Genomic DNA, 22,716 nt, shown 5'->3' on the forward strand with positions numbered 1-22,716 from the left:
TCACGCTCCTTCGGTGCGACGCGCGGGGTGACCGACGTCGACGATGTGGGCCACGGCTGCGGCGGGGTCGAGCCGGACGTAGTTCTCCCGGCCCCAGCGCCAGGTCTGCCCGGTCACCTCGTCGTGCGCGGTGAACTGCTCTTCGAGCCCGAGGGCGGCCAGGTCGAGCCGCAACGTGCCCTCTTGGGGTTCGTGCGGGTCGAGCGTCACGACGCACACCACGGTGTCGCCGGAGGCGGGGTCGGTCTTGGAGTAGGCGATCAGGGCGTCGTTGTCGATGTCGTGGAAGCGCAGCTCGCGCAGTTGGCGCAGCGCGGGGTGGGCGCGGCGCAGCTCGTTGAGCCTGGTCAGCCACGGCTCCAGGGAGCGGCCCTGCCGGAGGGCGCCCTCGAAGTCGCGGGGGCGCAGCTCGTACTTCTCGGAGTCGAGGAACTCCTCGCCGCCCTCGCGCAGCGGCTCGTGCTCGTGCAGCTCGAAACCGGAGTAGACGCCCCACGTCGGCGCGAGGGTCGCGGCCAGGGTCGCGCGCAACGCGGACATCGCGGGCAGACCGAGTTGAAGGCTCGTCGGCAGGATGTCCGGCGTGGTCACGAACAGGTTGGGGCGGGCCTCGTGGCCGTGCGCGGCGATCTCGGCGCCGAACTCGGTCAGCTCGGCCTTGGTGTCGCGCCAGGTGAAGTAGGTGTAGCTCTGGTCGAAACCGAGCCGCGCCAACCCGTACAGCCGCGCGGGCCGGGTGAACGCCTCGGCCAGGAACAGCACGTCCGGGTGCTGGTGCTTGACCCGCCAGATCAGCCAGTGCCAGAAGTCCGGCGGCTTGGTGTGCGGGTTGTCGACCCGGAAGATCTTCACGCCGTGCCCGACCCAGTGCAGCACGACCCGCAGGACCTCGGCGCGCAGCCCTTCGGGGTCGTTGTCGAAGTTGAGGGGGTAGATGTCCTGGTACTTCTTGGGCGGGTTCTCCGCGTAGGCGATGGTGCCGTCGGCGAGGGTGGTGAACCACTCGGGGTGCTCGGCGACCCACGGGTGGTCCGGCGCGCACTGCAGGGCCAGGTCCAGCGCGACCTCCAGGCCGAGCTGCTGCGCCCGGTCCACGAACGCCTTGAAGTCGACCAGCGTGCCGAGGTCGGGGTGCACCGCGTCGTGGCCGCCGTGGCGCGAGCCGATCGCCCACGGCGAGCCGACGTCGCCGGGGCCGGCGGTCAGGGTGTTGTTGCGGCCCTTGCGGTTGACCTCGCCGATCGGGTGGATCGGCGGCAGGTAGACCACGTCGAACCCCATCCGGGCGATGCGGTCCAACGCGTCGGCGGCGGTGGCGAGGGTGCCGTGCACGGGCTCGCCGTCCGCGTCCCGGCCACCGGTGGAGCGGGGGAAGAACTCGTACCAGGAGCCGAACACCGCGCGGGTCCGGTCCACCCACAGCTCGTGCGTCTCGCCGCGGCTGACCAGGTCGCGCACCGGGTGCTCGCGCATCGCCCGCGCCACCCCGTCCGCCAGGGCCGCCGCCACCCGCCTGCCGGGCGGGAACGACGGGTCGGCGAGCACGCGCGCCGCGTCGAGCAGCGCGGCGCGCTCCTCGCGGGGCCGCTTCACCAGCGTCGCCCGCCGCAGCAGGTCCACGCCCGCGGCCAGGTCGTTCGCCAGTTCCGCCGCGCCCTGGCCCGCGTCCAGCTTGGCCCGCACCGCGTGCGTCCAGGTGGCCCACGGGTCCGACCACGCGTCCACGCGGAAGGTCCACGCGCCGGGCGCGTCCGGCGCTATCGTGACCGCCCAGCGGTCCGCGCCCGGGTCGACCAGCGCCATGCGCGACCGCCGTGCCGCCCGGTCACCCGGCCCTCGCCACACCACGGTCGCGCCCGCCGCGTCGTGCCCCTCACGCCAGATCGCCGCGGTGACCGGCACGTGCTCTCCCACCACTGCTTTCGCGGGATAGCGTCCTGCGGCGACCACCGGCATCACATCTTCGACATAGATTCGGCCGGACATTGCTGCCGTCCTTTCTCGTGGATCAAACAAAAGGATGCCGCACCGCCCCACCGGCGATAAGCTCCGCTCGATCGGTTCGGAAAGTTCGTGACCAGCGACTACGTCGTTGTCCAGTGGTGAGCTGACGAAGTGCGCGCGCGCCGTCCGGCCGGGGTTTCGCGTTAACTTCCGGGCCTACTTCACGGAGTGTCGCCGCAGGTCAGCCGACGTCTTGTTGCGATCGGGGCGCGCTGGTCAACTTGCTCCCGGCGGACGAATTCACCACGCCTGCCGACACCAGCGACGGAGAAACGATGACGAAGAAGATTCTGATCGTCCTCTCGGAATACGGCTACTGGGGCGAGGAACTGCTCGGCCCGGTCGCCACGTTCGACGAGCGGGGCTACCAGTCGGTCTTCGCGACGCCCACGGGCGCGCGGGCCCGCGCTCTGCCGCCGAGCCTGGACCCCGGCTACATCGACCCGCCCCTGGGCCGGTCGGTGACCACGCCGGAGGTCGCGGTCGCGGCCAAGGAGCTGGACGAGTCGTCCCGGCTCGACAACCCCATCAGCCTGGCCGAGTGGATCCCGGACCGCCCGTACTTCAGCGAGCCGGACTTCCTGCGCAAGATCGAGGCCTACAACCGCGAGCTGGGCAACCTCGACGACGACATCAGGCAGTTCGACGCGCTGGTGATCGTCGGCGGCTCCGGCCCCATCGTGGACCTGGCCAACAACGAGCGCCTGCACGAGCTGATCCTCGCGTTCGTGCGCGCCGACAAGCCCATCGTCGGCGAGTGCTACGGCGTCGCGCCGCTGGCCTTCGCCCGCGACTGGGAGGACCGCAAGTCGATCATCTGGGGCAAGCACGTCACCGGCCACTGCAAGGAGTACGACTACAAGGACGGCACCGGCTTCATCGGCGTCGACTTCAACATGGGGCCGCCGCCGTACCCGCTGGAGTACATCCTCCGCGACGCCACCGGCCCGGACGGCGCCTACCACGGAAACGTGGGCAAGGAGGTGTCGGTGATCGTGGACTACCCGTTCATTACCGCCCGCTCCACGCCGGACTCGTTCCCCGCCGGCCAGAAGCTCGTCGAAGTCCTCGAATCGGGTCTGCGCCGATCCGGTTGGTGACCCGCCAGCCACTTATGAACCGGGAAGGAAATCGGTCATGACCGCAAGGCCGGGAAAGGTAGCCATCTTCGAGCAGTTCGTCGCCGATGGCTTTACCCGGATGTTCGGAAATCCGGGAACCGTGGAAGAGGGTTTCCTGGACATCCTGGAAGGCGTGCCGGGCTTCGAGTACGTGCTGGCGTTGCAGGAGACCGTCGCGATCGCGATGGCCGACGGCTACGCCAGGGCTACGGCGGGTCCCGCACTGGTCCAGCTGCACACCGGGGTGGGGCTCGGCAACGGCATCGGCATGTTGTACCAGGCCATGCGCGGTCATTCACCGCTGGTGGTCATCGCGGGCGAGGCCGGCGTGCAGTACGACGCGATGGACTCGCAGATGGCCACCGACCTCGTCGCGATGGCGAAGCCGGTGACCAAGTGGGCCACCAGGGTCACGCACCCGTCGTCGCTGCTGCGCACCCTGCGCCGCGCGGTGAAGACCGCCATGACCGCCCCGCGCGGCCCGGTCTTCGTCGCGCTGCCGATGGACGTGCTCGACGCGGAGAACACCGAGGAGGCACGGCCGAGCACCATCCCCAGCCAGGCGGTCGTCCCTGTCCCGCAGGACCTGGACAGGGCGGCCGCCGCGCTGACCGGCGCGTACCACCCCGTGATCCTCATGGGTGACGGCGTGTCGGTCTCCGGCGCCCAGAGCGAGCTGACCCGCGTCGCGGAACTGCTCGACGCGCCGGTGTGGGGCCTGGACTCCTCCGAGCTCAACATGGACAACACCCACCCGCTGTGGCAGGGGCAGCTGGGGCACATGTTCGGCGCCAACAGCGAGCGGCAGGTCGCCGACGCCGACGCCGTGCTGATCGTCGGCACCTACGTGTTCCCCGAGGTGTTCCCCAGCCTGCACAACCCGTTCCGGGCCGACGCCAAGATCGTCCACATCGACCTGGACACCTACGAGATCGCCAAGAACCACCCGGTGGACGTGGCCCTGGCCGCCGATCCCAAGCACACCCTGGCGGTCCTGGCCGAACGGCTCTTCGACGCGGGCCGCAGGCCGACCGCGCGCTCCTCCGCCCTGTGGCGCAGGCCGCGGCCGGGGCCCAACGCGCCGATGATGGAGCTGTTCGCGGTCGAGCTCGCCGAGCAGGGCGGCAGCGACCTGGTCATCTTCGACGAGGCGCTCACCGCCTCGCCGGGGCTGACCAAGTACCTGCCGCCGAGGGTGGCCGGCAACTACTTCTCCACCCGCGGCGGCTCGCTGGGCATCGGCATCCCCGGCGCCATCGGCGCCAAGATGGCCAGGCCGGACGCCGAGGTCATCGGCTTCACCGGCGACGGCGGCAGCATGTACACCATCCAGGCGCTGTGGACCGCGGCCCGGGAAGGCGTCAACGCCAAGTTCGTCATCTGCAACAACCACCGCTACGAGCTGCTGGACCTCAACATCGAGCAGTACTGGCGCGAGCGCGGCATCGACCGGCACGAGTACCCGTCCGGGTTCGACCTGGGCAAGCCGGAGATCGGGTTCGTCGAGCTGGCCCGCGCCCTGGGCGTGGACGGCATGCGGGTGGAGAAGCCGAGCCAGGTGGCGGGCGCGGTGCGGCGCATGCTCACCGCCACCGGTCCGTTCCTGATCGACCTGGTCACCAAGTAGCGGGGGAGCGCGACCGATGCCGACCCTTCCCCGTCGCGAGAACGGCCAGCTGTCCGGCCGGACCATCGCGATCCTGATGGAGACCGACTACGTCGAACCGGAGATCGCCTACTACGAGCGGAGGTTCGCCGAGGAGGGCGCGACGATCGAGTACCTGACCCGGCTGTGGGGCCAGGAGTCGATCACCTTCACCGGCCACGAGTACCAGGTGCCGATGACCGTCAGCGGCGACCTGGAGGCGGTGGACGACGCCCGGCTGAAGAGCTACGACGCGATCATCGTGCCCTCGGGAATGGTGTCGGACCGGTTGCGCTACAGCGAGGACGTCACCACCAACGCGCCGGCGGTGCGGCTGCTGGAACGCGCGTTCGCCACGCCGGGCGTGCTCAAGGGGATCATCTGCCACGGCATGTGGCTGGTGGCGCCGATCCCCGAGGTGGTGGCCGGTCGCCGGGTCACCTGCCACAACAACCTGATCGGGGACGTGCGCAACATGGGCGCGGTCTACACCGACCAGGACGTGGTGGTGGACGGCGACCTCGTCACCGGCCGGAGCGCCGACGCCGCGCACCTGTTCGCGCGCACCCTGATCGACCTGATCGCGGCCCGCACCCCGGTCGGCAGCATGCGCAGCCGGCAGCGCATGTTGCGGGGGATCGGGATGGCGCCCTCGCCCCGCCACGCCGCAGAAGACCGCGTGTAGCGGGGAAGCGCCGGTGGACCTCCTGGTTCGTCCCCCGGGGTCCACCGGCGCTGCCCCCGAACCGATTCGAGCCGATTGGACTACGACCGATGGTCGCTGAAAATCCCATGGACTTCGTGTTCTCCGACCTGGTCGCCGGGTACGTGGTCGGGTACGACCCCACTCGGGGCGCGCTCGACCTGCGCACCAGCGACGGCCGGCCGGTGCGGGCGAAGATCACCCGAGACACCTACGCGGAGATGATCCGCAACCTCGGCGAGCGGCCCGTCGGCGTGTCGGAGCCGATGGTCGACCTGCTCCGGCCCGGACGGCACGTGTTCGTCCACGGCCTGTTCTACCCCGAGCGGGGCGCCACCACGTTCGACGCCAAGCGGGTCGTGCTGGTCGGGCCCGGCGAGAGCTACCGGTTCGAGGAGACCGACTGGTGGCCCCGGCAGCTCGCCGAGCTGGCCCGCTTCTACCGGCACGCCCAGTTCGGCTCCGCCGACCCGGTCGACTTCGCCGACTACCGCACGATCCTGCGCCTGGGCGGCGACAAGTCCGACGACCACGTCCAGGAGACCGACACCGTCTCCCGCCTGGTGTACGGCATGGCCAGCGCCTACATGCTCACCGGCGACGAGGACTTCCTCGGCGTCGCCGAGCGCGGCACCGAGTACCTGCGCGACAACATGCGGTTCGTGGACCGCGACGAGAACGTCGTGTACTGGTACCACGGCATCGACGTGCGCGACGGCATCCAGTCGCGGTGCTTCGCCTCGGAGTTCAGCGACGACTCGCAGTCCATCCCGGCCTACGAGCAGATCTACGCCCTGGTCGGGCCGACGCAGACGTACCGGATCACCGGCGACCCGCGGATCGCGTCCGACATCGACGGCACGCTGCGGCTGTTCGAGCGGTTCTTCAAGGACCCGGTGCGCGGCGGCTACTACTCGCACATCGACCCGATCCTGCTCAGCCCGCACCACGAGTCGCTCGGCCCGAACCGGTCGCGGAAGAACTGGAACTCCATCGGCGACCACGCCCCCGCGTACCTGATCAACCTCTACCTGGCCACCGGCGAGGAGCGGCACGCGCGGATGCTGGAGGAGACGTTCGACCTGATCGTCGACCACTTCCCGGACGCCACCAGCCCGTTCGTGCAGGAGCGGTTCCACGGCGACTGGACACCCGACCGCACCCACGGCTGGCAGCAGGACCGCGCCGTGGTCGGCCACAACCTCAAGATCGCCTGGAACCTGACCAGGATGAACGCCATCAAGTCGAAGGACTCGTACTCGGTGCTGGCCGACCGGATCGCCAGGTCGCTGCCCGCGTACGGCGCCGACCGGCAGCGCGGCGGCTGGTACGACGTGGTGCAGCGGGTGCTGGGCGTCGGCCAGGACCGGCACCGGCTCGTGTGGCACGACCGCAAGGCCTGGTGGCAGCAGGAGCAGGCGATCCTGGCCTACCTGATCCTCGCCGGCACCACCGGCGACCCCGAGTTCCTCAAGCAGGGCCGCGAGGCGCAGGCCTTCTACAACGCGTTCTTCCTCGACCACGACGAGGGCGGCGTCTACTTCAACGTGCTCGCCGACGGCCACCCGTACCTGCTGGGCACCGAGCGGCTCAAGGGCAGCCACTCGATGTCCATGTACCACGCGGCGGAGCTGGCGTTCCTGTCCACCGTCTACGGGCGGCTGCTGCTCGGCGGCGGCCCGCTGTCGCTGTGGTTCAAACCGCGCGCCGACGGGTTCAAGGACCGCGTGCTGCGGGTCGCGCCGGACGCGCTGCCCCCGGGTTCGGCCCGGCTGGAGTGGGTGGAGGTCGACGGGCGGCCCTACGCCGACTTCGACCCGGTCGCGATGACGGTCAACCTGCCCGACTCCGACCACGACCTCACCGTGCGGGCGCACCTGGCGCCCGCCGAGGGGTGAGCGGTGACCGCGGACCTGTCCACCCGGTGGATCGCCGGCTTCGAGGTGCGCGCCGGGCGGCAGCTGCCGTTCGGCGCGACCCCCGTGCCCGGCGGCGTGAACTTCGCGGTGTCGTCGAACCACGCCACCGCGGTGACCCTGGTGCTGTTCCGGCGCGGCTCGGCCGACGTGCTGGCCGAGCTGCCGTTCCCGGAGGACTTCCGGGTCGGCGGGGCGTGGGCGATGACCGTGCTCGGCGTGGACGCCGACGACGTCGACTACGGCTACCGGGTGGACGGGCCGTTCGACCCGGACGCCGGGCACCGGTTCGACCCGGCGGTGGTGATCGCCGACCCGTACGCCAAGGCGCTGGCGGGCGCCGAGGAGTGGGGCGTGCGGCCGGTGCGGTACGCGCAGACCGCGTGGCGCTCCCGCGTCGTGCGCGACGACTTCGACTGGGAGGACGACCGGCGGCCCGGCATCGCGCAGGAGGACCTGGTCGTCTACGAGGCGCACGTGCGCGGCTTCACCCGGCACCCGAACTCGGGGGTCGCGCGGCCCGGCACGTACGCGGGCCTGGTGGAGAAGATCCCGTACTTCAAGCGGCTGGGCGTCAACTGCGTCGAGCTGATGCCGGTGTTCGAGTTCGACGAGTTCACCAACTCCCGGCACGACCCCGAGACCGACACCTGGTGGTACAACTACTGGGGCTACAGCACCGTGGGCTTCTTCGCCCCCAAGGCCTCCTTCGCCGCCGGGCCGTCCGCTGTGGACGAGCTGAAGACGCTGGTCAAGGAGCTGCACCGGGCCGGGATCGAGGTCGTGCTCGACGTGGTGTTCAACCACACCGCCGAGGGCAACGAGTGGGGGCCGACGATCTCGTTCCGCGGGCTGGACAACCGCACGTTCTACATGCTCACCCCGGACGGCGAGTACCACAACTTCAGCGGCACCGGCAACACGGTCAACTGCAACGACCCGGTGGTGCGCGGGTTCCTGCTGGACTGCCTGCGCTACTGGGCGTCGGAGTTCCACGTCGACGGGTTCCGGTTCGACCTGGCCGCGATCCTGTCCCGCGGCCCCGACGGCTCGGTGCTGGCCAACCCGCCGCTGGTGGAGGCGCTGGCGGGCGACCCGGTGCTGCGCGACTGCAAGCTGATCGCCGAGGCGTGGGACGCCGCCGGCCTCTACCAGGTCGGCACCTTCCCGGGCTACCGGCGGTTCGCCGAGTGGAACGGCCGCTACCGCGACGCGCTGCGCCGGTTCATCAAGGGCGACGACGACGTGGTGGGGGAGATGGCCACCCGGTTCGTCGGCTCGCCCGACCTGTACGGCGACCGCGAGCCCGCCGCGTCGGTCAACTTCGTCACCTCGCACGACGGGTTCACCCTCGCCGACCTGGTCGCCTACAACGACAAGCACAACGAGGCCAACGGCGAGGACGGGCGCGACGGCGACCCCGCCAACAACTCGTGGAACAGCGGCGTCGAAGGGCCGACCGACGACCCGGAGGTCCTGGCGCTGCGCGACCGGCAGGTGCGCAACGCGCTGCTGCTCCTGCTCACCAGCCAGGGCGTGCCGATGCTGCTCTCCGGCGACGAGGTCGGCCGCACCCAGCACGGCAACAACAACGCCTACTGCCACGACAGCGAGCTGTCGTGGTTCGACTGGGACCTGGTCGAGCGCAACGAGGAGCTGTTCGAGTTCACCCGGCGGGTGATCGCGTTCCGCGCCGCGCACCCGGCGCTGCGCCGGCGCGGGCACCTGGCCGGCGGGCAGGACGTCACGTGGCACGGCGCCCGGGTCGGCGAACCCGACTGGTCGCCGGGGGGCAGGCTGCTCGCCGCGTCGGTGCGCTTCGGCGACGACCACGTGTACGTGGCCGCGAACGCGCACTGGGAGGGCGTGGAACTGGCGCTGCCGGAGGGGTACGACTGGCGCCTGTTCGCCGACACGGGCGCGGGCGTGGTGTCCGAACCGGGGCAGGAACCGCCGTTGGCCGACCGGTCGCGGCTGTGGGCGGGACCGCGGTCGGTGGTGGTGCTGACCTCCCGTCCGACGCTACAGGAGTGAGGGACGATGAGTTTCGAAGCCAAGAGCCACGTGTGGGACGGCATCGCGACGATCCGGTTGCGCGGCGAGCTGGAGTCCAAGTCCGCAGGCCGGCTCAACCGGGTGATCGAGGAGGTGGCCACCCAGGAGCTGCGCCGGCTGGTGCTGCTGATGGACCAGCTGACCTACCTGTCGTCGGCGGGGCTGCGCAGCCTGGTGTACGCGCACCAGAAGCTGGGCCGGGGCGTGGAGATCGTGCTGGTCGGCGCCCGGCCCGAGGTGGCCGAGACGATCCGGCTCACCGGGTTCGACCGCAGCGTGGTGATGCAGGAGCCGACCGGGGCATGACCGACGAGGCGTCCACCCCCGAGGGGGTGAGCTCGCGGGTCGCCGAGTTCGTGTGCGGCCTGGCCGAGTACGGCGGGCTGACCCGCGAGCAGGCGTACCGGTTGCGGCTCGCCACCGACGAGATCGCCACGAACGTCCTCCAGCACGGCTACCGCGGCCCCGGCCTGCTGGACCTGTGCGGCGGCGTCGAGCCCGACCGGGTGTGGGTGCGCACCGAGGACGAGGCGCCGCCGTTCGACCCGCGTGATCACGACCCGGGACCGCTGCTGGCCCAGGACCCGATCACCCGCGCGGCCGGCGGCCTCGGCCTGGTGCTCGCGCTGGAGTCGCTGGACGAGTTCGAGTACGAGCGCGTCGGCGACCGCAACCGCATCACGATGGCCGTTCGGCGCGGTCGGAACGGAGGCGGCGGTGGTCCCGGCCACGGCGCTGGTGGTCGGGCGCACGGCTGACGTGCGGCCCGACCTCGTCCACGCCGTGCGCGGCGCGGGCCTGCGGGTGCGGTCGGTGGCCGCGGCGGACCTGGAGGCCGACCCGTCCCTGGCCGGCCGCCCCGACGTGGTGCTGCTGTCCGCGTCGCTGGGCCTGCGCCGCGTCGCGCTGCTGAGCGGGCGGCTGGCCGAGACCGGCTCCCGGCGCAGCGCGCTGGTGTTCGCCGACGGCGACCTGACCGCGCTGGAGACGTGCGTGCGCGCCGGGTTCGACTACCTCACGCCGCCGTACTCGCCCAGCCTGGTGCGCGGCCGGCTCACCGCCGCCTGGGAGCGGGGTGAGCTGGTCGGCGCGGTCGAGCTGCTGGCCGTCGAGTCGACGGTGCGCGAGTACGAGCGCGACCTGTCGCTGGCGCACGACCTCCAGGCCGGTTTCCTCCCCGAGTCGCTGCCGCGCCCACCCGGCTGGGAGCTGGCCGCCCGGCTGCGGCCCGCGCGGCTGGTGTCGGGCGACTTCTACGACGCGTTCGAGCTGTCGGACGGCCGGCTGGGGTTCGTCGTGGCCGACGTGTGCGACAAGGGCTTGAGCGCGGCGCTGTTCGTGGCGCTCATCCGCACGCTCGTGCGGCACACCGCCGAGCGCTTCCCCGACGACCCGTGGCAGGACGGCGCCGGGCCGCTGGTGCACGCCGTCGTGGACACCAACCGCTACCTGGCGCGCAACCACCTGCGCCAGGGCTACTTCGCCACGATGTTCTTCGGCGTGCTCGACCCGAGGTCCGGCTCGCTCCTCTACATCAACTGCGGCCACCTCCCGCCGGAGCTGGCGCGCGCGGACGGCACCCGCGCCTCGCTGCCGCCGACCGGGCCCGCGATCGGGCTGCTGCCCGACAGCGAGTACCACCTGGGGCACGCCGTCCTGCTGCCCGGCGACGTGCTGCTCGCCTACACCGACGGCGTGGTGGAGGCCCGCGACCTCTACGGCGGGCAGTTCGGCCGGGAGGCGCTGACGGCGGCCGTCGTGCCCGGCCGTTCGGCGGCGGCCCTGCTCGACGGCGTGGACGAGGCCCTGCGCGGCCACGTGGACGGCGCCGAGCAGTCGGACGACATCACGATGCTCGCTCTGCGCAGGCAGGGCGCGCCGGACGACGCGGCGGGGTCGACCGGATCGTGATGACGGGAACAAGGAGTACCCCCCTTGCCGGGACGAGCTGGCCTGTACTACGTTACGCTCATGATAGGGATGGTTCCCTGACCTCGATATGGTGACGCACGGACGACGCAACATGTTCTGTCCGGTGCGGCGCGTAGTCCTGGCTGAAGGCGTACCGGCGATCGAGAATCAGCGGAGTGGAGTGATTGTGAGTACTGCACCGACGATCTCTATCCGGAACGCCCGACGACTGGTCGACGCGGCGCTCGAGCACGCCGAGAACCTCGGTGTGAACGTCGGCGTCGCGGTGGTCGACCAAGGCGGCAACGTGAAGGCGTTGGCCCGCATGGACGGCGCGTCGTTCCTCCAGACGACGTTGGCCACGAGCAAGGCGGTCACCGCCGCCGGTCTCGGGCTGCCCACCGATGGCCTGGCCCAGTTCCTGTCGGGCAACCCGGTCCTGTTGGCCGGTCTGTCCACCCAGCCCGGGATCGCCGTGGTCCCCGGCGGCGTGCCGATCGTGGTCGACGGCGTCGTCGTCGGCGCGGTCGGTGTCGCGGGAGGGCAGGGCGGCGAGGACGAGCCCATCGCCAACGCGGGCCTCGCGGCCCTCGTCGGCGACACGGTCGCCGGCTGAACGCACGCGCGGGTGACGGCGGATAGCCGCTGATCGACGCGGGATCGGTCGCCCGCGACCCGCCGGGTCCGGACGTTCTCACCCGACGCGTCCGGACCCGGCGCGCGGCGGCCGAATGGCTGGCCGGATCGACGCTCCACAACCAAATCAGCTGAGGAAGGTGCACATGAGTACGACCCTGCGATCAGGGCTAAGCCAGGCGCGCAGCAACTGGGCGATGCTCGCCTTGTTCCTGGGTGCGTTCGTCGTCGGGACCGCCGAACTCGTCGTCGTCGGCGTGCTGAACATCATCGTGAAGGACATGGGGGTGTCCATCAGCACGGCAGGCACCCTGGTGACGGCCTACTCGCTGGGCATCTCGATCGGTGGACCGGTCCTCGCGGCGCTCACCATCAAGTTCGGCCGCAGGTTCCTGCTGTGGCTGTCGTTCCTGGCCTACGTGCTGGGCAACGTGGCCGCGGCCTTCGCGGTCAACTTCGGCATGCTGGTCACCGCCCGCATCATCACCGGCGCGCTGCACGGCCTCTTCATGGGTGTCGCGTTCGCCGTGGCGGGCGCGCTGGTCCCGCCGGAGCGCATGGGCCGCGCCATCGCGGTCGTGTTCGGCGGCTTCGCCGTGTCCACCGCCCTCGGTCTGCCCCTGGGCAACCTGATCGGCCAGGGCTTCGGCTGGCAGGCCGCGTTCGGCGCGGTCATCATCCTCGGCGTCATCGCGCTGATCGCGGCCGTGGCCTTCATCCCGCAGGTGCCCAACGCGGGCACCGGTGGCATCGGGGCGCAGGCCAAGCACGCGTTGGCGCCCCGCGTCCTGGCCGTGCTCGCGGTCGGCTTCCTGCTGCTGGGCGGCCAGTACGCCGCGTTGACCTACATCACGCCGTTCCTGGAGCAGGTCACCGGCATCTCGGGCTCGCTGATCGGCGCGTTCCTGCTGGCGTACGGCATCGCCAACGCGATCGGCACGTTCGGCGGCGGCTGGGCTGCGGACCGCAACCCCAGCCGGACGCTGATCATCGCGAACATCGTGCTGATCCTGGCGCTGGGCGGGTTGTGGCTCATGGGCGACGCCCCGGTCATGGTCGCCATCGCCCTGTTCGTCTGGGGCGTCGTGGGCTTCGGCCTGGTGCCGTCGTTGCAGCACCGCGTGGTCACGCTCGCCGGACCGGGCCGGGACCTGGCCGCGACGCTGCCGCAGTCCGCGGTCACCGCGGGCATCGCGATCGGCGCCCTGGTCGGCGGTCTGGCCGTGGAGGCCTACGGCCCGCCCGCCGCGGTGATCACCGGTCTGATCGCGTTCGCCATCGCCCTCCCGGGCGTCTGGGCCATCTCGTTCCTCAAGGTGCCCGATTTCGGAGAGGCCGAGTCCTCGTCCACGGACGACGACACGACCGCTTCCTCAAGCGTGCCGGCGTCGAACTAACGCCCCCCGTACCGCCGGCCCGTCGAGGCCCGATCGCCACCCCCCCGGGCGATCGGGCCTCGTTTTGCCATGCCCCGGTGACGGCGCGGGGGAGACCCGGGCGCCGGCGGCCACACCCCGGGAAGAAGACCCCGACGAGGGGCCCCACCGGCTGCTCGCGCGTCGACGGTCGGCTGGTGGCGTGGACCGCGCCGGCCGAGCCGCTCCGCACCCCGCGACCCGGTGGTTCTCGCGCGTCCGCCCGCCCGCGTGCGGGGTTGCCGCGGCATCGACCCCGGGCGCCGCGGTCACAGGTGGCGGCGCACCGAGGTCGAGGCCGCCACTGTGGACAGAGGACGATCGGCGCGACGTGGCCACCCCCGCGCACCCGCCCTGTCCACCCGCCTTGCCGGACCCACCTTGCCGGACCCGCGCCTGCCGAACCCGCCCTGCCGAACCCGCCCTGCCGGACCTGCCGTAGCCGGCCGCGCCGGAGCCGCACCAGCACCGGGAACGCCGAAAGGGGCACGTCCGGGGGTGAGACCCACCCGGACGTGCCCCTTCCTCCTGCGGATCAGACCTCCGGCAGCGCGCCGCCGTCGATCACGTAGGCCGCGCCGACGATCCGGGACGCCCGGTCGGAGGCCAGGAACGCCACCAGCTCGGCGACGTCCTCGGGACGGCCGGGGCCGCCCAGCGGGATCGCCTCACCGGCGATCAGCATCTCCTTGGCCTCCTCGAAGCTCATGCCGGTGGCCGCGGCGATGCCGGTCATGACCGCCTCGGAGCTCGGGGTGAGGGTCAGGCCGGGCATCACGCTGTTGACCCGGACGCCCTTGGGCGCGACGTCCGTGGCCAGGCCCTTGGCGTAGTTCGCCATCGCGGCCTTGGCCGCGGTGTAGGGCAGCAGCGGGGCGATCGGGCGCCGCGCGGCGTTCGAGCCGATCTGGACGATCGCGCCGGAACCCTGCTTGATCATGTGCGGCAGCAGCGCGCGGTCCAGGCGCACGGCGGCGAGGAAGTTGAGGTTGAGCTCGTTGACCCACACCTCGTCCGGGATGGCCGTGGGGCCCTCCAGGTTCGGCAGCGCGCCGCCGCCTGCGTTGTTCACCAGGATGTCGATGCCGCCGAGGGCGTCGAGCACCTTCTCGGCCAGCTCCTCGGCGCCGGCCTGCGAGCTCAGGTCGGCGGTGATGACGCGGGCGCCCTCGGGGAGGTCCGAGACGGCGTTGCGGGCCGAGGCGACGACCGTGGCGCCCTCCTCGACGAACTTGCGGACCACGGCGGCACCGATGCCCTTGGTGCCACCGGTGACCAGTGCGCGCTTGCCGCGCAGCAGTCCTGAGCTGTTGGAAGACATCCCTTACACCCTTCTACCAATGCGGATCTTCTGGAAGCGCCGCGGCGATGACCGCCGGGCTGTGCTGCTCCGGTCGACCCCTACGTCGTTCCGACTGGGCACCGAGGAGGTGTCCTGGTCAGACCCTACAACGAAAGGGAACCATCCCTATCGTTTTCCTGACGTAGTACAGTCGAGTTCAACGGAGCAAAGGGGGGTGCCATGACCCGAACCGCCGCCGAGACCCGCGAGCACGTGCTGCAGGTGGCCCACGACCTCTTCTACTGGCACGGGATCCGAGCCACCGGCGTGGACAAGGTCGCCGCCGAGGCAGGCGTCGCGCCGACCACGCTCTACCGGTTGTTCGCCTCGAAGGACGACCTGGTCGCCGCGTACGTCGACCGCGTCGACCAGCAGACCAGGGAGTGGTTCCGGAAGGCGACCGAGGACGACGGGCGCGACGCGCACAGCCGCATCCTCGGCCTGTTCGACGCGGTGGCCGAGCACATCGAGCACGACTGCCGCGGCTGCGCGTTCATGATGGCGCTGGCCGAGTTCCCGAACCCGGACCTGCCGGCGCACCGCAACGCGGTGGCCGCCAAGACCTGGGTGCGGGCCACGCTCGGCGAGCTGACCGCCGCCCTGGCCGCCGACGAGGAGGTCGACGACCCGAGCGCGCTGGCCGACCAGCTCGCGCTGGTCATCGAGGGCGTCCACGCCTCGGCGCAGGCCCTCGGCTCGCACGGTCCGGCCCGGCAGGGCAGGCTGCTCGCCGAGCGCATCCTGCTGGCCTGCACCGGCCGGGCGCCGGTCGAGGTCTAGTACTTCACGACCTCGTAGCGGCCGGAGGCCACGGTCGTCACGTCCACCGAGGCCAGGAAGTCCTGGGTCTCGGGCGCGCCGAAGAACGCCTGGATGGTCGCGTCGGCGTCCTCCGCGTTCGACCAGTGCACGACGACGAGGTACTCGCCTTCGTCGCTGCGGGACGTCTCGCGCGAGACGAAGCCGGGCCGCAGCTCCATGTACTCGCGCTGCATCTTCAGGTTGCGCTGCTGGAACTCGGCGTCGGTGACGCCCGGGCGCAGCTTGAAGCGGATGGTCTCGACGGTGGCCGTCATCTGGTTCGCCTTTCGTCCGGCGGCCTCGTGCGCCGCCACGTCGATCTGGGGCACGGCGGTGAACACGCCCGCCGGGTCGAAGCGCCGCTTGAGCTCGACGAGCCGGTCGGCGTTGGGGCCGTAGCCGAGCAGGACCCGGTCCTGCTCGTCGGGGCCGAGGAAGTTCGGGTAGCCGCCCGGCAGCGCGTGCGGCGCGAGCTTCTCCGACAGCGACCGCGCCCACCGCTGGTGCGGCGCGGCGTCCTCGGTGGGCAGCCACTGCGCGGCGATCTCGACGAGCACGTGCTCGCGACGGGTCGCGAACGCCGACTCGGCGACCGGGACGCGGGTGGCCGCGCCGTGGAAGTGGTGCAGGAACATCGCGGAGAACGGCGAGGTCATCTGCGCCATGCCCTCGGCGATCACCGAGGCGATGTCGTCGGAGACCTCCGGCACCCAGCGGGTGCGCATCTCCACGTGCCTGCCGTCGACGATCGAGTCGGCGAACATGCCGTGCAGCTCCGGGAAGGTCATCTGGCGCACCTGCGACATGATCGGCGTGCCGAGCGACTCGAGCCGGGTGACGTGGCGCTGCCCGCCGCCCAGCGCGCCGACCCAGGTCGGCAGCATGAACAGCATCGGGGTGCCGTCCGGTCCGCCGAAGAAGCCGGACATGACGGTCAGCTCGTCGGGCGCCTCGGCGATCAGCTCGCGGTAGCCGCGCAGCACGCTCGCCGCCTCGGAGGCCGGGAACAGGATCAGGCCGGCCGCCAGCGACTGCAGGGCGTGCACCCGGTAGCGCAGGTTCGTCACGACGCCGAAGTTGCCGCCGCCGCCGCGCAGCGCCCAGAACAGGTCCGGGTTCTCCGAGCCGCTGGCGATGACGCGCCGGCCGTCGGGCAGCACGACCCTGGCGCTGATCAGGTTGTCGGCGGCCAGGCCGTGCTTGCCGAGCAGCAGGCCGTACCCGCCGCCCAGGGTGAGGCCCGCGATGCCGACCGCCTGCACGGTGCCGGTCACCGGCGCGAGGCCGTGCCGGCCCGCCGCGTCGGCCAGGTCGCCGGAGGTGGCGCCGCCCTGGACGTCCGCGGTGCCCAGGATCGGGTCGACGTTCACCCGCCGCAGCGCGGACATGTCGACGACGAGGCCGCCCTCGGCCATCGCCCGGCCGCCCCAGTCGTGGCCGCCGCCGCGCACCGACAGCCGAAGCCCGTGGTCGTGCGCCACCCGCACGGCCGTCTGCACGTCCTGCTCGTCGGCCGCGCGGACGATGAGCCCCGGCCGGCGGTCCACCGCGCCGTTCCAGACCCGGCGCGCGCCGTCGTACTGCTCGTCCGCGGGCACGAGAACACCGCCGCGCAACGACGAGCGCAGGTGGCGCGCGGCGGCGGACAGGTCCCCGGGAGTCGAGGAAGTCATAAGTTCGCTCCTGAACTCGGTCAGAGGTAGGTGATCCGGGCGAGGCCGAACTCCTCGGCCGCGATGATCGGGTCGAAGTACTCGTGGTACTCGTAGATCAGCCCCGCGTCGGTGAACTTGAAGATCGACAAGTAGTGGTTGCGGTAGCGCCTGCCGTTGGCGAACAGGCAGTCGCCGTCGAACCGGGCGAGCACCGTGTCACCGTCCGCCCAGGTCTCGACCAGCGGGAACGTCCAGCTCTCGAACAGGTCCGGGGTCGCCTTCCAGCGGTCGTACACCGCGGTCTTGCCGATGAAGTGGGCGGGGAACATCCGGGTTCCGAAGGGGTAGAAGTGGTCTGCGCCCTCGGCCCACAGCTCGATCCACGCGTCGATGTCCTTCTCCTCCAGCAGGCGGAGGAAGTCGCGGACCGTCTCGGCGTTGCGTCGCTGGGCTTCCGGCGGTTGGGACCGGGCCATCTGGCTCTCCCTGTGTGGTCGGCGGACGCGACCCCCGCCGCGGGGGTCGCGTCCGCGTCTGCGGGCCTCAGCGGGCCTGCGGGCCGATGATCCAGTGCTCGCGGGTGACCAGGCGGTGCACGTACCGCGTGTTCACGAACGCGTCGAAGTCCTCGGTCATCTGCTTGTACTCCGGGGACTCCAACGCCGTGCGCAGCTGGTCGACGTCGTCGAACCAGAGCTGGTAGGCGGCGTCCAGGGTGGGCTCGCCGATGCCGTACCAGCCGTCGACGGTGTGGCCCTGGATGTAGCGGCGCAGACCGGGCAGCTTCAGGCCGAGCTCACCGTGCTGGTGCAGGCTGTAGGCGCGGAAGTCCTCCAGGGACACGCCTTCCTTGCGCTTGACCAGGATCATCAGCTTGACCCAGTTCTGGCCCTTGTACAGCGCCGGGCCCGACTTCAGCTCGTGCGCGGTCGTGTCCAGCACCAGCGACTGCCAGAACGCGGCCCAGTTCGGCTCGTCCAGCCGGGCGCCCTGGAGGAACTCCTCGGTCTGCAGGGAGGCGATCTGCTCCTCGGGGCGCAGCCAGATCTCCGCGACACCCTGCCACTTCGGGTCGCCGTTGCCCAGGTCGAAGTCGAACGTGGTGTCGATCATGTACTTGCGGATCTGGGGGATCTTCGAGGCGTACTGCACCGCGTGCACCTCGACCCAGTACCGCTGGAACTCCTCGACCGTCATGCCCGGCTTGGGCGCGGCGAAGATGAGCTGGTGGATCATCCTTCCCCCCTCAGACCTTGTAGCGCTTGATGACGTCTTCGGCGAACCCGAGGTAGTCGCGCAGCGGCCACACCTCTTCGAACTCCAGGTACTCCCGCATGGGCAGCCGGCCGAGCGCGGTGCGGTCCAGCTCCTCGGCGTTGGGCGCGTCGATGATGCCGATGACCCGCTTCTGCGCGGCCACCTTCCACAAACCGACGGCGAACCCGGAGTCCAGGGTCTCCTGGGCGTGCTCCGCCTCCTCCTGCTCGATCTCCCACAGCTCGTCGAGCGTGATGCGGCCCTCGTGGTTCCACTTCATCTGGACGTAGAACAGCATTGCGGTTTCCTCCATCCGACCGTCGGCTCGGCCGACGTGCCGCTCAGCCGACCTTCGCTCGGATCAGCTCGGTCAGGGGGTGGTCGGCGCCGAACTCCTCGACCGCCAGCGCCAGCGGGGTCTTGCCGTCGTGGCCCACCAGGTCCAGGCGCGCCCCGGCGTCGATGACGATGCGGGAGCACTCCTCGTACCCGTGCCACAAGGCGTCGTGCAGCGGCGTGTAGCCGTTGGTGGCGCCCTGGAAGTCGAGGTCGACGCCGGGCCAGTTGGCGATCAGCCGGGTCAGGTCGACGTGTCCGTTGTAGACGGACTTGTGCAGCGGCACCGCGCCGAACGTGGGCTCGCTGGCGTTGACGTCCGCGCCCGCCTCCAGCAGCAGCCGCGCGATCTCGGTGTGCCCGTCGCGCGAGGCCACCAGCAGCGGCGTGTGCGCGTCGTTGAAGCCGTTGACGATCGGGAACCGCTCGTCGACCTCGGCGCCGTCGCCCAGCAGCTTGCGCACGCCGTCGACGTCGCCCTGGGTCACCGCGGCCATCAGCAGCTGGTCGGCCGCACGGCGCTCGTCGGCCGCCTGGCGCTCCTGGATGTACTGGTGCGCCAGCAGGATCTTGTCCTTGCCCATCGTGTTGACGTTGAGCTCGTACTCGAAGTGCTGCTGCAACGAGAAGCCGTAGTGGGTGCCCAGGTTCAGCCCGGCGCCGCGGTCGAGCAGGTACTTGGCGATCTCCGGGTTCTTGAACCACACCGCGTCCATCAACGGCGTGTGGCCGGTGTTCGGCGTGACGGCGTCGACGAACGCGCCCGCCTCGACCAGCGCCCGCACCACGGCCAGGTCGCCGCCCTGGCAGGCCTTGTGCAGCGCGGTCGCGCCGCCGCCGCTGTCCACCGCGTGCACGTCGGCGCCCGCCGCGATGAGCTGGCGGGTCAGGTCGGCGTCCGCCCGCCCGGCCGCGATCAGCAGCGGCGTCAGGCCGCTCTCGGGGTCGCGGTGGTTGACGTCGGCGCCGAAGCGCAGCAGCTCCGCCACCGTCTCCCGGTCGCCGGCCCAGCACGCCCGCACCAGCCGCTCCTCGCGGTCGGCGTTGAAGGCGGCCACCTCGCTGTTGGGGTCGAAGTAGACCTTCCAGGTCACGATCCGGCCCCGCTCGTCGACGACGAGCTTGTGCACGTCCTCGATCTCGAACTCCTGGCGGGTGCGGGTGTGCGCGGCCCGGGTGTAGATCACCGCGTAGGCGGTGTCGCCCTCGGCCCGCAGGTCGCGCACCGCGTAGTCCAGGATCTCCGTCGTGTCGCCGCGCACCGCGAACGCCGCTTTGACCGCGTCGATGCCCAGGTGCCGGCCGAGGTAGGGGATGACCTCGTTCCACCGGTCCACCGGCAGTTCGAAGTCGATGTCGTGCGCCAGGGCCGACAGCGCCGACCCCAGATCGCCCCGCTCCAGGTCGGCGAAGTACTTCTCCACCACCTCGCGGGTCCGCTCACTGCTCATCGCACATCCTCGCTGGTTGTGTTCCGCTTTCCACGCGGCCGGCGTCGCCGAATGACGAAGTGCCTTGTCAGGCGTGCCGCGGTAGTGGCCGGGCCGCCGATTCAGTAGTTCACGGGACATCATCGGCGGCAAGCCGTCCAGACCGCTGTGACGGGACTGCGTGATGTTCCCCGACCTAGCTCACGAAGTGCCCTCCGGCAATTCCATCCGCCTTGTCGCACGACCTGTCACGTCGGCAGCATTGCGGTCACAACAGGCGAATTCTTCCTTCCACCCACCGTAGGAGTGTGTTCACCGTGAGCGCGGATGGAACCAATTCCCGAACTGTCCGGGAAGAAACGCTGGAAGTGTTCCGGCAGCTCGGCATGACGACCATCTTCAGCAATCCCAGCCATACCGAGATGAAGCTGTTCGAGGAATGGCCCGACGACTTCCGCTTCATCATGGGCCTGCAGGAGGCCACCGTCGTCGGCATGGCGGACGGCCACGCCCAGGCCACCGGCGAGCCCTCGCTGGTGATCATCAACGGCGGCCCCGGCGTGGGCAACGCGATGGGCTCCATCTACACCGCCGCCAGCGCGCACACGCCGATGGTGATCATCGGCGGGCTCCAGGCCCGCAAGCTCCAGCTGGGCGCGCCGTTCCTCGACGCGCCCGAGGCGACCTCGCTGCCCCGCCCCTTCATCAAGTGGGCGGGCGAGGCGGCCCGTCCGCAGGACGTGCCCGCGCTGATCGAGAAGGCCTACCACATCGCCAAGCAGGCGCCGGCCGGTCCGGTGTTCGTCGGCGTGCCGGAGGACGACTGGATCCGCCCCGCGCAGTCCACGCCGCACAAGGTGCGCTCGGTGCGGTCCGCCGTGGTGCCGGACCCGGAGGTGCTCGCCACCGTCGCCGACGCGCTGAACTCGGCCGAGCGCCCCGCGATCGTCGCGGGACCGGGTGTCGAGATCGGCGGCGCGCGCCGCGACCTGATCAAGCTCGCCGAGCGGCTCAACGCCCGGGTCTACGGCAGCCCGGTGTGGCCGCGGGGCAGCTTCCCGGAGAACCACCCGCTGTTCGGCGGCGTGCTCGCGCCGATGCCCGAGCTGATCAACCAGCGCCTCGGCGAGCACGACGTGGTGGTGATCCTGGGCAGCCCCGCCTTCACCCTGTTCACCACGGCGGACCTGTTCAGCAACGCGCCCGCGCCGCTGGACGGCACGGACTCGCCCGCCCTGCCCGAGGGCACGGCGTTCTACCACGTGACCGACGACCCCGAGGCGGCCGCGTGGTCGGCGGCGGGCCACGCGTTCGTCGCGCCGCCCGCGCGGTTCGCCCGCGACCTGGTGCCGCTGCTCCCGCAGCGCCAGCGCGTGCCGCTGCCCGCCCTGCGCGAGCCGGTGCCGGTGCCGCAGCCGTCCGAGCCGCTGACCCAGGCGTACCTGTTCCACCTGCTGTCGCAGGAGCTGCCCGCCGACGCCCAGCTGTTCGAGGAGCTGCCCATCGCCCGGGCGGACTTCCACGAGCAGATCCCGCTCGGCGCCGACAACGGCTACTTCGCGACCGCCAGCGGCGCCCTCGGCTTCCCGTTCGCGGCGGCCGTCGGCTACGCGATCGCGCGGCCCGACCAGCGCACGGTGGTCGTGGTCGGCGAGGGCTCGGCGCAGTACACGCTGCACGCGCTCTGGACCGCCGCCAAGCACAACCTGCCGATCACGTTCGTCATCCCGGACAACGCGGGCTACCTGTCGCTGAAGTACTACCTGGACGACACCAGCCAGAAGGCGTGGCAGATCGGCTGGGACCTCAGCGGCGTCGACATGGCCCAGCTCGCCCGCGGCTTCGGCTGCCGCGCCGAGCGCATCGAGTCACCGGAACACCTGCGCGCGTCGCTCAAGGACGCGCTCAGCGCCGACGGCCCCGTCCTGCTGGACGTCGTCGTCGACGACCCGGGCCTGTTCCGGCTCTGAACCACCACGCTGAAGGGAACCTGGCTCATGGAGGTCATCAAGAGGGGCACGCTGCCCACCATCCAGATGGACGGTGAGGTCGCGGCCTACATCTTCGACGGGCGCTCGCACGGCAACCTGGAGTCGTCCGCGTTCATCGTGGACGTCCCGGTCGGCCGCGGTCCCGGCCTGCACACCCACCCGTACGACGAGATCTTCGTCGTGGTCGAGGGCACCGTGCGGTTGGAGGCCGACGGCGAGACCGTCGAGGCGACGCCCGAGGAGATCTGCGTGGTGCGCGCGGGCGTTCCGCACGCGTTCACCAACGTGGGTCCGGGACGCGCGCGAATGGTCAACGTGCACGCCGCCGCGGACGTCTCCACCGAATTCGTGCAGGACGGCAGGCCCGGCGACCCGACTTACCGCTACAACGTGCGCTGAGTCGTCGGCGAGTCGGCTCCGGCCGGCACACGCCCCGTGGTGGGTCCGCTCATCGGACCCACCACGGGGTTCTTCGCGTTTCAGAGGGATCGTTCGTCG

20 protein-coding genes are annotated in these 22,716 nt (G+C 71.2%); 13 read left to right on the forward strand and 7 right to left on the reverse strand.

Annotation, left to right across the window (positions count from 1 at the left end; translation table 11 throughout):
- Positions 1–1,986 (reverse strand): alpha-1,4-glucan--maltose-1-phosphate maltosyltransferase, encoded by a 1,986-nt coding sequence (locus IOD16_RS15270; protein ID WP_201440601.1) that lies wholly within the window; start codon positions 1,984–1,986, stop codon positions 1–3.
- A 293-nt stretch (positions 1,987–2,279) separates the two neighbouring features.
- Between IOD16_RS15270 and IOD16_RS15275 the strand changes: the two genes are divergently transcribed.
- The 10 genes from IOD16_RS15275 (at position 2,280) to IOD16_RS15320 (ending at position 13,388) form a co-directional block, all read left to right on the forward strand.
- Positions 2,280–3,104, forward strand: a complete 825-nt coding sequence (locus IOD16_RS15275; protein ID WP_123741368.1) for a type 1 glutamine amidotransferase domain-containing protein — start codon at positions 2,280–2,282, stop codon at positions 3,102–3,104.
- A gap of 121 nt (positions 3,105–3,225) precedes the next feature.
- On the forward strand, positions 3,226–4,752 hold the full coding sequence (locus tag IOD16_RS15280) for a thiamine pyrophosphate-binding protein (protein ID WP_236594997.1): 1,527 nt from the start codon (positions 3,226–3,228) through the stop codon (positions 4,750–4,752).
- A gap of 16 nt (positions 4,753–4,768) precedes the next feature.
- Positions 4,769–5,455 carry a DJ-1/PfpI family protein gene (locus IOD16_RS15285; protein ID WP_123741370.1) on the forward strand — a complete coding sequence of 229 codons (687 nt, stop codon included), beginning with the start codon at positions 4,769–4,771 and terminating at the stop codon, positions 5,453–5,455.
- A gap of 89 nt (positions 5,456–5,544) precedes the next feature.
- On the forward strand, positions 5,545–7,371 hold the full coding sequence (locus tag IOD16_RS15290; protein WP_236594998.1) for an AGE family epimerase/isomerase: 1,827 nt from the start codon (positions 5,545–5,547) through the stop codon (positions 7,369–7,371).
- A gap of 3 nt (positions 7,372–7,374) precedes the next feature.
- Positions 7,375–9,423: a glycogen debranching protein GlgX gene (gene glgX, locus IOD16_RS15295; RefSeq protein WP_201440603.1), complete on the forward strand. Its 2,049-nt coding sequence runs from the start codon at positions 7,375–7,377 to the stop codon at positions 9,421–9,423.
- Positions 9,424–9,429: 6 nt separating this feature from the next.
- A complete protein-coding gene (locus IOD16_RS15300; RefSeq protein WP_201440604.1) occupies positions 9,430–9,750 on the forward strand; it encodes an STAS domain-containing protein in 321 nt (106 codons plus the stop codon).
- Entirely contained in the window at positions 9,747–10,202 is a 456-nt protein-coding gene (locus IOD16_RS15305; protein WP_123741374.1) for an ATP-binding protein, read from the forward strand. The genes IOD16_RS15300 and IOD16_RS15305 overlap by 4 nt, the downstream gene beginning before the upstream one ends.
- Positions 10,162–11,355: a PP2C family protein-serine/threonine phosphatase gene (locus tag IOD16_RS15310; RefSeq protein ID WP_201440605.1), complete on the forward strand. Its 1,194-nt coding sequence runs from the start codon at positions 10,162–10,164 to the stop codon at positions 11,353–11,355. Before IOD16_RS15305 ends, IOD16_RS15310 begins: the two co-directional genes overlap by 41 nt.
- 187 nt (positions 11,356–11,542) lie before the next feature.
- Positions 11,543–11,971, forward strand: a complete 429-nt coding sequence (locus tag IOD16_RS15315) for a GlcG/HbpS family heme-binding protein (RefSeq protein ID WP_170184916.1) — start codon at positions 11,543–11,545, stop codon at positions 11,969–11,971.
- Between the two features lie 166 nt (positions 11,972–12,137).
- Positions 12,138–13,388, forward strand: a complete 1,251-nt coding sequence (locus IOD16_RS15320; RefSeq protein WP_201440606.1) for an MFS transporter — start codon at positions 12,138–12,140, stop codon at positions 13,386–13,388.
- Positions 13,389–13,941: 553 nt separating this feature from the next.
- Here IOD16_RS15320 and IOD16_RS15325 read toward each other — a convergent pair.
- A complete protein-coding gene (locus IOD16_RS15325) occupies positions 13,942–14,727 on the reverse strand; it encodes an oxidoreductase (RefSeq protein WP_123741378.1) in 786 nt (261 codons plus the stop codon).
- Positions 14,728–14,928: 201 nt separating this feature from the next.
- On the opposite strand from IOD16_RS15325, the gene IOD16_RS15330 reads away from it, so the two are divergent.
- Positions 14,929–15,528 (forward strand): TetR/AcrR family transcriptional regulator, encoded by a 600-nt coding sequence (locus tag IOD16_RS15330; protein WP_201440607.1) that lies wholly within the window; start codon positions 14,929–14,931, stop codon positions 15,526–15,528.
- Here IOD16_RS15330 and IOD16_RS15335 read toward each other — a convergent pair.
- The 5 genes from IOD16_RS15335 to IOD16_RS15355 form a co-directional block, all read right to left on the reverse strand.
- A complete protein-coding gene (locus tag IOD16_RS15335) occupies positions 15,525–17,222 on the reverse strand; it encodes an FAD-binding oxidoreductase (protein WP_123741380.1) in 1,698 nt (565 codons plus the stop codon). The genes IOD16_RS15330 and IOD16_RS15335 overlap by 4 nt on opposite strands.
- A gap of 20 nt (positions 17,223–17,242) precedes the next feature.
- On the reverse strand, positions 17,243–17,680 hold the full coding sequence (locus IOD16_RS15340; RefSeq protein ID WP_123741381.1) for a nuclear transport factor 2 family protein: 438 nt from the start codon (positions 17,678–17,680) through the stop codon (positions 17,243–17,245).
- Between the two features lie 67 nt (positions 17,681–17,747).
- Positions 17,748–18,440 carry an EthD domain-containing protein gene (locus IOD16_RS15345; protein WP_123741382.1) on the reverse strand — a complete coding sequence of 231 codons (693 nt, stop codon included), beginning with the start codon at positions 18,438–18,440 and terminating at the stop codon, positions 17,748–17,750.
- A 10-nt stretch (positions 18,441–18,450) separates the two neighbouring features.
- Positions 18,451–18,759, reverse strand: a complete 309-nt coding sequence (locus IOD16_RS15350; protein ID WP_077008801.1) for a muconolactone Delta-isomerase family protein — start codon at positions 18,757–18,759, stop codon at positions 18,451–18,453.
- A gap of 43 nt (positions 18,760–18,802) precedes the next feature.
- Complete coding sequence (locus IOD16_RS15355; RefSeq protein ID WP_201440608.1) at positions 18,803–20,248, reverse strand: ankyrin repeat domain-containing protein; 1,446 nt, start codon at positions 20,246–20,248, stop codon at positions 18,803–18,805.
- Positions 20,249–20,544: 296 nt separating this feature from the next.
- On the opposite strand from IOD16_RS15355, the gene mdlC reads away from it, so the two are divergent.
- Both mdlC and IOD16_RS15365 read left to right on the forward strand, forming a co-directional pair.
- Entirely contained in the window at positions 20,545–22,197 is a 1,653-nt protein-coding gene (gene mdlC / locus IOD16_RS15360) for a benzoylformate decarboxylase (protein WP_268957712.1), read from the forward strand.
- Positions 22,198–22,224: 27 nt separating this feature from the next.
- The gene (locus tag IOD16_RS15365; protein ID WP_123741385.1) at positions 22,225–22,617 is read left to right on the forward strand and encodes a cupin domain-containing protein; all 393 of its coding nucleotides are present in this window, start codon (positions 22,225–22,227) and stop codon (positions 22,615–22,617) included.
- Positions 22,618–22,716: the final 99 nt, after the last annotated feature.

The organism is Saccharothrix sp. 6-C (genome assembly GCF_016695385.1).
Classification (GTDB): domain Bacteria; phylum Actinomycetota; class Actinomycetes; order Mycobacteriales; family Pseudonocardiaceae; genus Actinosynnema; species Actinosynnema texasense.

What these genes read in the sequence shown, in the direction of transcription:
- IOD16_RS15270 (WP_201440601.1), bottom strand. Translation starts at nt 1,986, where the DNA reads ATGTCCGGCCGAATCTATGTCGAAGATGTGATGCCGGTGGTCGCCGCA.
- IOD16_RS15275 (WP_123741368.1), top strand. Translation starts at nt 2,280, where the DNA reads ATGACGAAGAAGATTCTGATCGTCCTCTCGGAATACGGCTACTGGGGC.
- IOD16_RS15285 (WP_123741370.1), top strand. Translation starts at nt 4,769, where the DNA reads ATGCCGACCCTTCCCCGTCGCGAGAACGGCCAGCTGTCCGGCCGGACC.
- IOD16_RS15290 (WP_236594998.1), top strand. Translation starts at nt 5,545, where the DNA reads ATGGTCGCTGAAAATCCCATGGACTTCGTGTTCTCCGACCTGGTCGCC.
- IOD16_RS15300 (WP_201440604.1), top strand. Translation starts at nt 9,430, where the DNA reads ATGAGTTTCGAAGCCAAGAGCCACGTGTGGGACGGCATCGCGACGATC.
- IOD16_RS15305 (WP_123741374.1), top strand. Translation starts at nt 9,747, where the DNA reads ATGACCGACGAGGCGTCCACCCCCGAGGGGGTGAGCTCGCGGGTCGCC.
- IOD16_RS15320 (WP_201440606.1), top strand. Translation starts at nt 12,138, where the DNA reads ATGAGTACGACCCTGCGATCAGGGCTAAGCCAGGCGCGCAGCAACTGG.
- IOD16_RS15325 (WP_123741378.1), bottom strand. Translation starts at nt 14,727, where the DNA reads ATGTCTTCCAACAGCTCAGGACTGCTGCGCGGCAAGCGCGCACTGGTC.
- IOD16_RS15330 (WP_201440607.1), top strand. Translation starts at nt 14,929, where the DNA reads ATGACCCGAACCGCCGCCGAGACCCGCGAGCACGTGCTGCAGGTGGCC.
- IOD16_RS15335 (WP_123741380.1), bottom strand. Translation starts at nt 17,222, where the DNA reads ATGACTTCCTCGACTCCCGGGGACCTGTCCGCCGCCGCGCGCCACCTG.
- IOD16_RS15340 (WP_123741381.1), bottom strand. Translation starts at nt 17,680, where the DNA reads ATGGCCCGGTCCCAACCGCCGGAAGCCCAGCGACGCAACGCCGAGACG.
- IOD16_RS15345 (WP_123741382.1), bottom strand. Translation starts at nt 18,440, where the DNA reads ATGATCCACCAGCTCATCTTCGCCGCGCCCAAGCCGGGCATGACGGTC.
- IOD16_RS15350 (WP_077008801.1), bottom strand. Translation starts at nt 18,759, where the DNA reads ATGCTGTTCTACGTCCAGATGAAGTGGAACCACGAGGGCCGCATCACG.
- IOD16_RS15355 (WP_201440608.1), bottom strand. Translation starts at nt 20,248, where the DNA reads ATGAGCAGTGAGCGGACCCGCGAGGTGGTGGAGAAGTACTTCGCCGAC.
- IOD16_RS15365 (WP_123741385.1), top strand. Translation starts at nt 22,225, where the DNA reads ATGGAGGTCATCAAGAGGGGCACGCTGCCCACCATCCAGATGGACGGT.